Source organism: Planomonospora sp. ID67723 (assembly GCF_015711605.1).
Taxonomy (GTDB): domain Bacteria; phylum Actinomycetota; class Actinomycetes; order Streptosporangiales; family Streptosporangiaceae; genus Planomonospora_A.
The window spans coordinates 1,189,232-1,201,653 of the sequence record NZ_JABTEZ010000001.1 but is presented as its reverse complement, the minus strand read 5'-3'; the positions used below and the strand labels follow the sequence as shown (position 1 = coordinate 1,201,653).

The 12,422-nt window shown below is 71.0% G+C and carries 12 protein-coding genes and 1 tRNA gene; 7 read left to right on the top strand and 6 right to left on the bottom strand.

Annotated elements, in window-relative coordinates:
* Window positions 1–11: 11 nt before the first annotated feature.
* Window positions 12–1,142: an ATPase BagB gene (gene bagB, locus HS041_RS05685; RefSeq protein ID WP_196439433.1), complete on the top strand. Its 1,131-nt coding sequence runs from the start codon at window positions 12–14 to the stop codon at window positions 1,140–1,142.
* Between the two features lie 98 nt (window positions 1,143–1,240).
* On the opposite strand, the gene HS041_RS05680 is transcribed toward bagB, so the two are convergent.
* The gene (locus HS041_RS05680; RefSeq protein WP_196439432.1) at window positions 1,241–1,537 is read right to left on the bottom strand and encodes a WhiB family transcriptional regulator; all 297 of its coding nucleotides are present in this window, start codon (window positions 1,535–1,537) and stop codon (window positions 1,241–1,243) included.
* Between the two features lie 318 nt (window positions 1,538–1,855).
* On the opposite strand from HS041_RS05680, the gene HS041_RS05675 reads away from it, so the two are divergent.
* Window positions 1,856–4,051: a transglycosylase domain-containing protein gene (locus HS041_RS05675; RefSeq protein WP_307845184.1), complete on the top strand. Its 2,196-nt coding sequence runs from the start codon at window positions 1,856–1,858 to the stop codon at window positions 4,049–4,051.
* A gap of 99 nt (window positions 4,052–4,150) precedes the next feature.
* Here HS041_RS05675 and HS041_RS05670 read toward each other — a convergent pair whose 3' ends face one another.
* The gene (locus tag HS041_RS05670; RefSeq protein WP_196439430.1) at window positions 4,151–4,606 is read right to left on the bottom strand and encodes a GatB/YqeY domain-containing protein; all 456 of its coding nucleotides are present in this window, start codon (window positions 4,604–4,606) and stop codon (window positions 4,151–4,153) included.
* A 90-nt stretch (window positions 4,607–4,696) separates the two neighbouring features.
* Here HS041_RS05670 and HS041_RS05665 point away from each other — a divergent pair, with 90 nt between their 5' ends.
* The gene (locus HS041_RS05665) at window positions 4,697–5,632 is read left to right on the top strand and encodes a metallophosphoesterase (RefSeq protein ID WP_196439429.1); all 936 of its coding nucleotides are present in this window, start codon (window positions 4,697–4,699) and stop codon (window positions 5,630–5,632) included.
* A 32-nt stretch (window positions 5,633–5,664) separates the two neighbouring features.
* A tRNA-Pro gene (locus HS041_RS05660) sits at window positions 5,665–5,738 on the top strand.
* A gap of 249 nt (window positions 5,739–5,987) precedes the next feature.
* Here the strand turns inward: HS041_RS05660 and HS041_RS05655 are convergent.
* Window positions 5,988–7,661, bottom strand: a complete 1,674-nt coding sequence (locus HS041_RS05655; RefSeq protein WP_196439428.1) for an ATP-binding protein — start codon at window positions 7,659–7,661, stop codon at window positions 5,988–5,990.
* 290 nt (window positions 7,662–7,951) lie between these two features.
* On the opposite strand from HS041_RS05655, the gene HS041_RS05650 reads away from it, so the two are divergent.
* Together HS041_RS05650 and HS041_RS05645 are read left to right on the top strand one after the other, a co-directional pair.
* Window positions 7,952–8,161, top strand: coding sequence for a hypothetical protein (locus HS041_RS05650; protein WP_196439427.1), 210 nt, complete (start codon window positions 7,952–7,954; stop codon window positions 8,159–8,161).
* 1 nt (window position 8,162) lies between these two features.
* The gene (locus tag HS041_RS05645) at window positions 8,163–8,417 is read left to right on the top strand and encodes a DUF2795 domain-containing protein (protein ID WP_196439426.1); all 255 of its coding nucleotides are present in this window, start codon (window positions 8,163–8,165) and stop codon (window positions 8,415–8,417) included.
* A 117-nt stretch (window positions 8,418–8,534) separates the two neighbouring features.
* Here HS041_RS05645 and HS041_RS05640 read toward each other — a convergent pair whose 3' ends face one another.
* From HS041_RS05640 to HS041_RS05630, 3 genes are all read right to left on the bottom strand, one after another.
* Window positions 8,535–8,993 (bottom strand): carboxymuconolactone decarboxylase family protein, encoded by a 459-nt coding sequence (locus HS041_RS05640; RefSeq protein WP_196439425.1) that lies wholly within the window; start codon window positions 8,991–8,993, stop codon window positions 8,535–8,537.
* A complete protein-coding gene (sigJ, locus tag HS041_RS05635) occupies window positions 8,990–9,871 on the bottom strand; it encodes an RNA polymerase sigma factor SigJ (RefSeq protein ID WP_307845183.1) in 882 nt (293 codons plus the stop codon). Before sigJ ends, HS041_RS05640 begins: the two co-directional genes overlap by 4 nt.
* A 126-nt stretch (window positions 9,872–9,997) precedes the next feature.
* On the bottom strand, window positions 9,998–11,296 hold the full coding sequence (locus HS041_RS05630) for an aspartate aminotransferase type Ic (RefSeq protein WP_501224824.1): 1,299 nt from the start codon (window positions 11,294–11,296) through the stop codon (window positions 9,998–10,000).
* Between the two features lie 211 nt (window positions 11,297–11,507).
* On the opposite strand from HS041_RS05630, the gene HS041_RS05625 reads away from it, so the two are divergent.
* Window positions 11,508–12,404: a DUF4429 domain-containing protein gene (locus HS041_RS05625; protein WP_196439423.1), complete on the top strand. Its 897-nt coding sequence runs from the start codon at window positions 11,508–11,510 to the stop codon at window positions 12,402–12,404.
* Window positions 12,405–12,422 lie beyond the last annotated feature (18 nt).

Sequence of the window (12,422 nt, the reverse complement as noted above, 5' to 3'; positions counted from 1 at the left end):
ACCCAGGGAGCATGGTGAAGAACGTCCCGGTTCTCGACCTCGACGCGATCATTGACGACCCGGACACCCGGATCATCGTCTGCTGCGGCGCCGGCGGCGTCGGCAAGACCACCACCGCGGCCGCCCTGGGCCTGCGCGCCGCCGAACGCGGCCGGAGCGCGGTCGTCCTCACCGTGGACCCGGCGCGGCGGCTGGCCCAGTCGATGGGCCTGTCCGAGCTCGACAACACGCCCCGGCCCGTCGCGGGAGTGGAGGGCGAGGGCACGCTGCACGCCATGATGCTCGACATGAAGCGGACCTTCGATGAGATCATCGAGGCGCACGCAGACCCGGAGCGAGCCCGCCAGATTCTGACAAATCCCTTTTATCAGTCTCTTTCATCCAGCTTCTCCGGCACGCAGGAATACATGGCGATGGAGAAGCTCGGCCAGCTCCGCCGGTCGGGCGAATGGGACCTGATCATCGTGGACACTCCGCCGTCCCGCTCCGCGCTGGACTTCCTGGACGCGCCGGAACGGCTCGGCCGCTTCCTCGACGGCCGTTTCATCCGCATGCTGACCGCCCCCGCCAAGGCGGGCGGGCGCAGCGCCTTCAAACTGCTCAACGCGGGGTTCGGGCTCGTCGCCGGAGCGATGACCAAACTGCTGGGCGCGCAGGTCCTCAAGGACCTGCAGACGTTCGTCTCCGCCCTGGACGCCGTCTTCGGCGGGTTCCGGGCCAGGGCCGAGCAGACCTACAACCTGCTGCAGGCGCCCGGGACCGCGTTCGTGGTCGTCGCCGCCCCCGAGAGGGACGCGATGCGCGAGGCGTCGTACTTCGTGGAACGGCTGGCCGAGGAGCGCATGCCCCTGGCCGGGCTCGTGGTCAACCGGGTGCACCGCTCGCCCGCGAGCGCGCTGTCGGCCGCACGGAGCACGGCCGCGGCGGAAGACCTGGAGACACGCGGCGAGCACGAGCTGACCGCCGCGGTGCTGCGGCTGCACGCCGGACGCATGCAGCTGGCCGCGCGCGAGCATCGCCAGCAGGAGCACTTCGTCTCCGCCCACCCCACGGTGCCGGTGGCACAGGTCCCCGCGATGCCCGCGGACGTGCACGACCTGGAGGGACTGCGCCAGGTGGGCGCGTTGCTGGCCGCCCAGTAGCCCGGCCACCGGTGATCAGGCGGCGCTCCGCCCGACCCGCCCGCGAACGGAGGAAGCGGTTCGCGGGGCGGGGCGTCGCAGGGAGCGCGGGCCCGGACTCAGCCGGCGATCAGCTCGTTCGTCCGCTCGTACTCTTCCTTGGCGAACTCCAGAAGCTCCCGCCAGGAGTCGACATCCGGCCGCCGGCGCAGCAGGGCCCGGCGCTCGCGCTCCGTCATCCCGCCCCACACCCCGAACTCGATGCGGTTGTCCAGCGCGTCGGCGAGGCACTCGGTACGGACCGGGCACCCCCGGCAGATCAGCTTCGCCCGGTTCTGGGCAGCGCCCTGAACGAACAGAGCGTCAGGATCCGCACCCTTACAAGCCGCATTGGAGGTCCAATCCGTGATCCACATTCGACCCCACTCCCCTTAGGTGGTCAGTCGTGACTTGGGGGCCGACGGGCGCGGTCGTCGAGCCTTGTATTCAGTTGCCGCAGAAAGAGACCGTACGCAATCAGACGTTGGGGCGGACAGACCCCGGCGGGACCAATTTCCCACATGGTCATGGGCGGTCATGTGGCCGGGAATGACTAGTTACCTCTTGCCCGGGCAGAGGTACGGAGAGGTACGGCAAGCGTAAATAGTGCTCCGTTACCGTTTGGACCATCCGCCCGACGTACTCTTGGACTCGTGCAAGCTCAAGGCAAAGATCAGAGATCGGCAGTCGGAAGCGTGCTGCGGCTGGGCGCCGCGGCCGCTGCCGCAGGTGTGCTGGTCGCTGCCATCGCGCTACCGGCGGTGGGCGGCGCGGGCGTGACCGTGAAGTCCGCGACGGAGGAGCTGAACCTGAAGGCGGAGGAGCTCAAGGAGCCCCCGCTCCCCGAGCGGACCATCCTCCTCGACAAGGACGGCAAGGAGTTCGCCCAGTTCTACTTCGAGAACCGCGAGTCGGTGAAGCTCGACCAGATCGCCGACGTCATGAAGACCGCGATCGTCGCGATCGAGGACTACCGGTTCTACGAGCACGGGGCGCTCGACCTGGAGGGCACCTTCCGCGCGGCCATGAAGAACCTCGCCGGCGGCGGCGTCGTGCAGGGCGGCTCCTCGATCACGCAGCAGTACGTCAAGCTCGTCCTGGTCAACAGCGCCGACACCAAGGAGGAGCAGGCCGCCGCCCAGGCGCCGACGCTCTCCCGCAAGCTCAACGAGCTGCGGTACGCGATGGCCATCGAGCAGAAGTACACCAAGTCCGAGATCCTTGAGCGCTACCTCAACATTTCCTACTTCGGGGCGGGGGCCCACGGCATCCAGGCCGCCGCCAGGCGGTTCTTCAAGAAGGACGCCTCCGAGCTGAACCTCTCGGAGGCCGCCACACTGGCGGGAGCCGTGCAGAACCCCAGCCGGACCGATCCCAACGCCGGCAAGGCGGCCCGCCAGCTCCTGCTGGAGCGGCGCAACATCGTGCTGAGCCGGATGGCCGAACTCGGCAAGATCACGCCGCAGGAGGCCGCGGAGGCCAAGGCCAAGAAACTCGGGTTCAAGGACGTCGAGGCCCCCGGCGGCTGCGAGGAGAGCAAGTACCCCTACTTCTGCCTCTACGCCCAGTACGAGATCCTCAACAACGAGGACTTCGGCAAGACCCCCGAGGCGCGCAAGAAGTTCCTCCAGCGCGGCGGCCTGACGATCAAGACGACGCTCGACCCGCAGGCCCAGGAGGCCTCGGAGAAGGCCATCCGCACCTACGTGAAGACGACCGACAAGCCGGTCGCCGCGCAGGCGATGGTCGTCCCCGGCACCGGTGCCATCAAGGCGATGGCCGCCAGCCGGAACTTCGGGCAGAACAAGAAGAAGAACGAGATGAGCTACAACCTCGCGGCCGACGTGCTCCACGGCGGCGGCGCGGGGTTCCAGGCCGGCTCCACGTTCAAGCCGTTCACCCTGCTCACCGCACTCGACCAGGGGATGAAGCTGAACGACGGCTTCAACACCGGCTCGGGATACCGGGCGCCGAGCGAGAGCGCGTTCCGCGACTGCAAGGGCAACCGGGTCGGCGAGCCCTCCCACGAGGTGCGCAACTCCAGCGAGGGCGGCGGCGGCTTCAGGACCCTGACCACCGGCACCCTCGGCTCGGTGAACACCTTCTTCATGAAGCTCGAAGAAGAGGTCGGGCTCTGCGAGACCATCAAGATGGCCAAGAACCTCGGCATCAAGCGGGCCGACGGGCAGCCGCTGAAGGAGTTCGAGACCTTCACCCTCGGCATCAACGAGATGGACCCGGTGACGGTCGCCGCCGCCTACGCGACGATCGGCGCCCGCGGCGCCTACTGCAAGCCGATGGCCATCACCGAGATCCGCGACCGGTACGGCAAGGCCACGCCGTACAAGCCGAAGTGCAAGCAGGTGCTGGACGAGGAGGTCGCCGACGCGGCCAGCCACATCATGTCCCGGGTCTTCACCGAGGGCACGATGAGGGAGGTCGGCGGCATCGGCCGGCCCGCCGCGGGCAAGACCGGCACCACCGACGCCTACACCGCCGCCTGGTTCGCCGGGTTCACCCCGGATCTGGCCTCCGCGGTCAGCATCGGCGACCCCCGGGGAGCCTTCGAGCACGACCTGGTCGGCGTGACCATCGGCGGGAAGTACTACCCCTACGTGTACGGCGCGACGATCTCCGGCCGGATCTGGAAGCAGTCCATGGTGGGCGCGTTGAAGGGCGTCGAGCCGACCTCGTTCACTCCGGTGAACGCCGAGCGCTTCGGCGGCTGCTCGGCCGGCCGGTGCGCGCCCAAGCCTCCCAAGAAGCCTGACACGGGCGGCGACGGCGGGGACAACGGCGGCGACGGCGGAGACGATGGCGGCGATGACGGCGGCGACGAGCCGCCGCCGGGCTGGGGCGAGGAGAACGGCGGCACGCCCATCGTTCCCTGACGACGCGAGAGCCCTCCCCACGTGTGGGGAGGGCTCTCGCGTTTCCCGCGGCCCGGACGTCGCCGGGGCCGCGGACGGGTGACCGGCGCCGGGGGTGGTTCAGGCGCTCAGGCGGGCCCGCACGGCCTGGGCCACCCGGCCGCCCTCGGCACGCCCGGCGACCTTGGGGTTGAGGACCTTCATGACCTGGCCCATCGCCTGCGGCCCGGAGGCCCCGCTCTCGGCGATGGCCTCGTCCACGAGGGCGCCGAGCTCGGCGTCGGAGAGCTGGGCCGGGAGGTACTCGTCCAGTACGGCCTGCTCGTCCACCTCGGCCTGCGCCTGCTCCGTGCGCCCGGCGGCGCTGAAGGCCTCGGCCGCCTCGCGACGCTTCTTGGCCTCCTTCGTCAGCACCTTGACGATCTCGTCGTCGGTCAGCTCGCGCGCCGTCTTGCCCGAGACCTCCTCGACGTTCACGGCCGCCAGGGCCATGCGGATCGTCCGGGTGCGGATCTCGTCCTTGCTCTTCATCGAGGCCGTGAGATCGGCCTTCAGCTTGTCCTTCAATGCGCTCATGCGGTCCATCTTGCCGTCTCACCAGCCCGCTTGTATCCCGGGTTTCCCGCCGCGGCCGGATGCCCGACACAACTCGGGCATGATGGAACGGTGAGGAAAGCAGCTGCGGTACCCCTGTCCCTGCTCGGCGCCGGCCTGGCCGGTCTCGCCTACGCCTCGGTCATCGAGCGCAACGCGTTCCGCCTGCGGCGCTTCGACGTGCCCGTGCTGGAGCCCGGCCAGCGTCCCGTGCGCATCCTCCAGCTCTCCGATCTGCACCTGACCCCCGGCAGGCGGCTGCTCATCAACTGGGTCCGCTCCCTGGGCGACCTCAAGCCCGACCTGGTGGTCAACACCGGCGACTCCATCGCCCACCCCGAGGCGGTCCCGGCGCTCCTGCACGCGCTGGAGCCCCTGCTCTCCCGCCCGGGACTGTTCGTGTACGGCTCCAACGACCTCTACGCCCCCACGCCCAAGAACCCCGCCCGCTACCTGTGGCGGACCTCCAAGGGCGACACCCGCCAGCACACCCCCAGCCTCCCCTGGCAGGAGCTCGGCGCCGGGATGACCGCCGCGGGCTGGCTGGACATGAACAACACCACCGCCCGCATCAAGGTCGGCGACCTCGACGTGGCCGTGGGCGGCATCCACGACTCCCACATCGACCGCGACCGCTACGACCTCATCGCCGGTCCCGCCCCCGCCGACGCCGACCTCCGCCTGGGGGTGATGCACTCCCCCGAACCCCGCAACATGACCCTGTTCGCCGCCGACGGCTACCAGCTCCTGCTCGCCGGTCACACCCACGGGGGCCAGCTCTGCATCCCGTTCTACGGCGCCCTGGTCACCAACTGCGGCATCGACCGGGCCCGCGTCAAGGGGCTGAGCCGGCACGACTCCGCCTACCTCCACGTCTCCGCCGGCCTCGGCACCAGCCCCTACGCCCCGGTGCGTTTCGCCTGCTTCCCCGAGGCGTCGCTCCTCACCCTGGTGCCCCGCCGCCGGGGTGAGGGTCAGGGTGACACAAGCACCCACGAAGTCCGCTAGACTTTCCCAAGCACGAGCAAGACGGCGTGCACCGGGGTGTGGCGCAGCTTGGTAGCGCGCTTCGTTCGGGACGAAGAGGTCGCAGGTTCAAATCCTGTCACCCCGACGCTGAACTTCCCGAGTTCGAGGGCCTGGCCGCTGGAGACAGCGACCAGGCCCTCGATCGTTTGGTCGCCCGACCCTCACCGCACCTCTCCCCGACGACCAAGGGCGAGGGGCCCGTGGTCGGGCGGGCCGGCGAACGATCCCGGCAGCGCGTGCCGCCGGCCACGGTCCGGATCCCGGACGGGCCGCGTATCCGGACCGTGGCCGGAGGAGACGCTCTCATGCAGGTGCCGGGGAGCGTTCCCGGCCGTCAGCCGCCGGCCGCCTCGGCGGGCAGGGTGATGGTGAAGGCGGAGCCCTGGCCGAGGGTGCTGGTGGCGGTCAGGGTGCCGCCGTGGGCCTCGACGATGGACTTGGCGATGCTCAGGCCCAGCCCGGCGCCCTGGACCGCCCGGTCGGCGGCCATGCGGGTGCGGTAGAACCGGTCGAAGATCCGGGGCAGTTCCTCCGCGGTGATGCCGATGCCCACGTCGGTGACGATGATCGAGATCACCCCGCCGGTCACCGAGGCCCGCACGGTGACCGGTGTGTGCGGCTCGGAGAACTTGATCGCGTTGGACAGCAGGGCCCGCAGCGCGCGGACGATGTGGCCGACGTCGACGTTGACGGACCCGACGTCGGTGTCGACGTGGACGTGGACGGTGTGGCCACGGGTCTGGGCGATCTCCGCGATGGCCTGGACGGCCCGGTCGACGAGGTCACGGGCCGGGACCCGGATGGGAGACATGACGGGCCGGCTGCCGCCTACGCTGCTGATGGTCAGCAGGTCCTCGACCAGATCCTGCAGGCGCATGGTGTTGCGCGTCATCGTCCGCAGCATCCGGTCCTGATGGGCGGGAAGCGGCCCGGCGTCACCGCTGGTGAGCACCTCCAGATAGCCGACGATGGTGGTCAGCGGGGTGCGCAGCTCGTGTGAGACGGTGTCGATGAAGTCGTTCTTGGCCTGGTCGAGCTCCTGGAGCCGGGCGACGGTGCTCTGCTCCCGCTCGTAGGCGACCCGCAGCGCCTCTTCCGCGTTGCGACGGTCGGTGATGTCGTGCAGGAAGGCGTTGAACACCCACTCGCCGTCGTCCTGAACGGGCCAGATCGCCAGCTCGATCGGGAATTCGCTGCCGTCGGAGCGCCAGGCGGTGATCTCGAACCGCTGGTTGAGCACTTTCGGCTCCCCGGTGAAGAGGAAGCGGTCCAGGCCCTGCCGATGGGCGGCCCGGTGGCGGGGCGGCACGATCGTGTCGGCCAGCGGCCGGCCCAGCGCCTGCTCGCGCGAGAGACGGAACATGCGCTCGGCGGCGGCGTTCCAGCCGGCGATGCGCCCGGAGGCGTCCATCGCCACGAACGCCTCCACCGACGTCTCGATCATCTGCTCCAGCCGCCGGCGGCCGGCCTCCATCGCCCGCTGAGCCTGCTGCCGCTCGACCACCCGCCCGAGCTGGTGGCCCAGGTTCGCCATCACCCGCATCAGCGGCGCGTCCGGCGGCGTCACCTCGTGGGAGAAGAACTCCAGCACCGCCGCCACCTTGCCGGCGACCATGACGGGGAACGCGAACGCCGCCCCCACCCCGAGGTCGAACCCCTCCTGCGCCCGGACGAAGAGAGGGTCACGGGTCACGTCGAGGGACCACACCGGCTCCCCGGTGACCGCGACCCGGCCGACGATGCCCACCCCGGGCCTGAACCTGGCGCGGGAGGTCACCTCGCGCAGCACCGGGAACTCCTCCTCGGCGCCCACCCACACCCCGGAGGAGACGAACCCCCCACCGGAGCCGTCGGGCACGCACAGGTGACTCAGCGGCCATCCGGTCAGCTCGCACACCGCCGACATCATCGCCCGCGCCGCCGACTCGAGGCCTTCCGTCGTGTTCGCCACCACGGTGACGCTGTCGAGCAGCGCCACCAGCGCCGCCTCACGATCCGCTCCCCGCACAGACCGTCTCCCCCCGCCCGACGATCGTGTTCCGTCACAACGGTCGGAACACCGGACCCGTCAACACTAACCATCGGTGACAGGGCCGTTACGGTTCGCGCCCCGATTATGCCAATCGATGTTCATACGCGGACGGATCGTTTCTGCTCGCCCCGCTCGGCCGGGGAGGGCCGGGCCCCGGAGGCGGGCCGTACGGCTCCGGCGCCTGAGCCCGGCCGCTTCCGGGAGAGGTATGACTTCTGGCGCGCCGGGTAACGGACGGAAGGATGGGGGAAAGGAAGTGATGCCTCATGCCTCGTCCCGGTAGCCATTCATATGACACCGAACGTGCCCGGCGCCGCAAGGACCTGGAGGGGAAAGGGCTCAGCGAGCAGGAGCTGGGGGAACGGGTCAACAAGGGCCTCCAGTCCGACCCGGCGAAACGCCCGCAGAAGACCGGCGGCGACCGTGCCGCGGGCCCCAAGTCCGAGCGGCCGACGCGGGGACGGGAGGGGGAGTGACATGACGCGAGAAACGGATCCCGAGCTGGTCCGCCGTGCCCTCCTCAGCCTGGACTATCCGGCGGACAAGCAGGAGGTGGTGCGGCATGCGGCCGGCGCCGGAGCGGAGGAGGCGGTGACCCGCGTGCTGTCCGCCCTGCCGTTGGGGACGTATGACAACCTCGATGAGATCCTGCGCTCGATCCCGAGAGACCCCGCGGAAGGCGAGGAGCTCTCCACGACGAGCAGGCAGGGCGGTCCCAGGCTCAGACCGTAGGGGGCGGGGCCGGATCGCCGAGCACCGGCGGTAGCCCGCAAGGAGCGCGCTCGCACCGGGCCGTGACCCGGTGCGAGCGCGACTCGCCCGACCGCCCCGCCCGGCCGCCGGTACGGCTCAGCCGTGGCGGTGCGAGCCCGCGACCAGGCGGGTCGTCACGCCGATCCGGTTCCACGCGTTGATCGTGGCGATCGCGACCACCAGCGCGGCCAGCGTCTCCTCGTCGTAGTGCCGGGCCGCCTCCTCCCACACCGGGTCGGGTACGGCCTCGCCCCGGTCGGCCAGGCGGGTGGCCTCCTCGGTCAGGGCGAGAGCGGCCCGCTCCGCATCGGTGAAGTACGGCGCCTCCCGCCAGGCCGCCACCGCGAAGATCCGCTCATCGCTCTCCCCGGCCTGCTTCATGTCGTGGCCGTGCATGTCCACGCAGAAACTGCAGCCGTTGATCTGGCTGGCGCGCAGCTTCACCAGCTCCAGGGTGCTGTGCGGCAGGCTGCTCTTGCGCAGGAACCGCTCCAGGCCCAGCAGCGCCGTGTACGCCTCCGGGGCGAGTTCGGCGAGGTTGATGCGTGCCTTCACTTGAGTCTCCTCAGCTTCTCGGGGTTCATCACAACGTCGATCTCGGTGATCCGGCCGCCGGCCACGGTCAGCCCCAGCACGCCGACCAGCTCGCCCCTGCGGAAGCGCAGCAGTCCTGGCCAGCCGTTGACCGTCGAGTGCCGCAGGTCGTCGGCGGCACCGAACCGCTCGGCCACGCCGAGCATGAAGCGGGCCACCTTGTCCGCGCCCAGGACCGGCCTCCGGGCGGAGCTCACGATCCCGCCGCCGTCGCCCCGCATCACCACGTCCGGGTCGAGCAGCGCCAGCAGGGCGGGGAGGTCGCGCCCCGCCGACGCCTCGGCGAAGGCGGCCACCACCCTGCGGTGCTCGGCGGCGTCCACGTCGAACCGGGGAGCGCGGGCCGAGACGTGCTTCCTCGCCCGGGCCGCGAGCTGGCGGCAGGCCGCGGGCGTGCGCCCGACCGCCTGCCCCACCTCGGCGAACGAGAGGCCGAACACGTCGTGCAGCACGAACGCGGTGCGCTCGGCCGGGCTGAGCGACTCCAGCACGACCAGCATGGCCATGTTCATCGACTCGTCCAGCGTCACGCGCTCGGCCGGGTCGCCGCCCGCCGCGCCGCCGTCCGTCACGACGGGTTCGGGCAGCCACGGCCCCACGTACTGCTCCCGGCGCACGCGCGCCGAGCGCAGCACGTCCAGGGCGAGCCGGGAGACCGTGACCACCAGCCACCCGGTGACGTCCTGGATCGCGTCCCGATCGGCCCGGACCAGGCGCAGCCACGCGTCCTGGACCACGTCGTCGGCCTCGTCCACGCTGCCGAGCAGCCCGTAGGCCACCCCGACGAGCCGGGGCCGGATCGCGGCGAACTCGGTCGCGAGATCTTCGTCGCTGTTCACGTCAGGAGGACGGGACAGCCCCCGGTCATGTGACATCTGGAGTGATCCTCCCGGTCCGGCGCATGCTCGGCGATCGCAGGCACGCGCCCGCGGCACCCGCCGGGAAGGGCGTCGGCGCCTCGGCGGTTACCGGGCGCCCTCCAGCAGCTTCTCGGTGGCGACGAGGAGCACGCAGACGGTCAGGCCGGTGATGGCCTGCTCCAGCTCCTCCAGGCCGGGGTAGCTGGGGGCGATGCGGATGGTGCTGTCGCGGGGGTCGTTCCCGTGGGGGTGGGTGGCTCCGGCGGGGGTCAGGGCGATGCCCGCCTCGGCCGCCCGGCGCACCACCTCGCGGGCGCAGCCCTCCAGCACGTCGAGGCTGACGAAGTAGCCGCCCGCCGGGCTGGACCAGGAGGCCAGGCCGGTCCCGTCCAGTTCCTTGGCCAGGATCGTCTGCACCATGTCGAACTTCGGCTGGAGCAGCTCGCGGTGGCGGCGCATGTGCTCGACGACGCCGGCCTCGTCGCGGAGGAACTCCGCGTGGCGGAGCTGGTTGATCTTGTCGGGGCCGATGGTGCCCTTGGCCATGTGGCCGAGCAGCCAGGCCACGTTGGCCGGGGACGAGCCGAAGAAGGCGACGCCGGCACCGGCAAAAGTGATCTTCGAGGTGGAGCCGTAGACGAAGGCCCGGTCGGGGTTACCGCTCTCGGCGCACAACGCCAGCAGGTCGGCGATCTCCACGGGGGTGTCGGTCAGGTGGTGGACGGCATACGCGTTGTCCCAGAAGATCCGGAAGTCGGGGGCGGCGGTGGCCATGCCCGCCAGGCGGCGCACGGTCTCGTCGCTGTAGCAGACGCCGTCCGGGTTGCTGTACTTCGGCACGCACCAGATGCCCTTGATCTGGGAGTCTTCGGCGACCAGGCGCTCCACGACGTCCATGTCGGGACCGTCGGCGGTCATCGGCACCGGGATCAGCTCGATCCCGAACCGCTCGCACAGGGCGAAGTGCCGGTCGTACCCGGGCACCGGGCAGAGGAACGCCACCCGCGGCTCGTCCGCCCACCGGCGCCCGGCGCCCGGCAGCGGGCTGAGCATCGCGTGGACGACGGAGTCGTGCATCAGGGCGAGACTGGAGTTCCCCGCGGCGATCAGCTGGGCCGCCGGGACCTGGAGCAGGCCGCTGAAGATCTCGCGGAGCTCGGTGAGTCCCTGCAGGCCGCCGTAGTTGCGGGTGTCGGTCCCGTCGGCGGCGCGGTGGCCTCCGGCCGGCAGCGTCAGCAGCTCGGCGGCGAGGTCGAGCTGGTGCGGCGACGGCTTGCCCCGCGTGAGATCGAGGGAGAGACCGCGCTCGACCAGCGCGGCGTAGTCGCGCCGGGCGCGGTCACGCAGGGCGGTCAGCTCGGCGGCGTTCAGGGCCGGGGAGACGGACGGGGCCGAAGATGTCACGAGGGTTCCTTCGCCTGCCGGATCAGGGGATTCGACTAGGAAGGATAGAAGACCCGTCCACGCGCCGCGGGACCCGCCCCCCGTGGCCGGATCGTGCGAAGGAGCACCCGCTCGCGCACGGGCCCGCCCCCGGAAGGACCCGCTCTCGCGGCGGGGAGCCCTGCGGGGATCGCGGTGACCTCCGTACTCGGTGTCCGCATAAGATCGGAATATGGCTGAGGTCATGGTTCGTGATGGAACATGGACGTTCGACGGCGAGATCGTGCGGATCGTGCCCGGCCGCGACCGGAGCGTGAACAAGCTGCGCCAGCTCCTGGGCGAGCTGGCCGTCCCGCTGTCCGCGGTGGCCGGGGTGTCCTACGAGCCGGGCAAGAAGGGCGGGCGGCTCCGGCTGCGCCTGAGGGAGGGCGCCGACCCCCTCACCCAGGCCTCGCGCGGCCGGATCTCCGAGGCCGCGGACCCCTACCAGCTCTCCGTCGATCCCGACCGCGGCGGTGTCGCCGAGTACTTCGTGACCGAGGTGCGCAACGCCCTGGTGATCGAGCAGGTGCCGAGCGGTCCGGCCGACCGCTACCTCATGCCGGGGCCGAGCGTGCCGCTGACGGTGGCGGCGGGAGACGGGACCGCGACGTTCGACGGCGACGTGATCCGCATCGAGTGGAACTGGTCGGTGGAGGGCTCCAAGAAGGCCGCCGGCCCGCAGCGGTTCACGATGAAGGACCTCACCGGCGTGGAGTGGATCCCGGCCGCCGGGCTGGAGAACGGCTACGTCCGCTTCCAGGTCAGGGGCGCGACGCACAACCTCGCTCCCAAGCACGACCCGCACTGCCTGGTGCTGTGGGGGCTGGAGAAGGAGACCCGGACCACCGCCCTGTTCCTCGCGGCCCTGCTCGCCCGGCTGCCCCACCCGTCGGCCGCGCTCGCCCCGCCGCCCGTTCCCGAGGAGCCCTCCCCGCTCGCCGATCGGCCCGCCGTACCCGCCGGGGAGCAGGGTGACCACGACGCATTCCTGCGCCGCCTGCGCGAGCTCGGCGACCTCCACCGGGACGGCGTGCTCACCGACGAGGAGTTCGCCCTGGCCAAGCAGGCGATCCTGAAGCGCTTCTGACCGCTCTCCGGCGCCGCG

Bases quoted from the DNA above. Each gene is read 5' to 3' on its own strand.
- HS041_RS05650 (WP_196439427.1), top strand. From the start codon at position 7,952: ATGCCTCGTCCCGGTAGCCATTCATATGACACCGAACGTGCCCGGCGC.
- HS041_RS05625 (WP_196439423.1), top strand. From the start codon at position 11,508: ATGGCTGAGGTCATGGTTCGTGATGGAACATGGACGTTCGACGGCGAG.
- HS041_RS05645 (WP_196439426.1), top strand. From the start codon at position 8,163: ATGACGCGAGAAACGGATCCCGAGCTGGTCCGCCGTGCCCTCCTCAGC.
- HS041_RS05680 (WP_196439432.1), bottom strand. From the start codon at position 1,537: ATGTGGATCACGGATTGGACCTCCAATGCGGCTTGTAAGGGTGCGGAT.
- bagB (WP_196439433.1), top strand. From the start codon at position 12: ATGGTGAAGAACGTCCCGGTTCTCGACCTCGACGCGATCATTGACGAC.
- HS041_RS05670 (WP_196439430.1), bottom strand. From the start codon at position 4,606: ATGAGCGCATTGAAGGACAAGCTGAAGGCCGATCTCACGGCCTCGATG.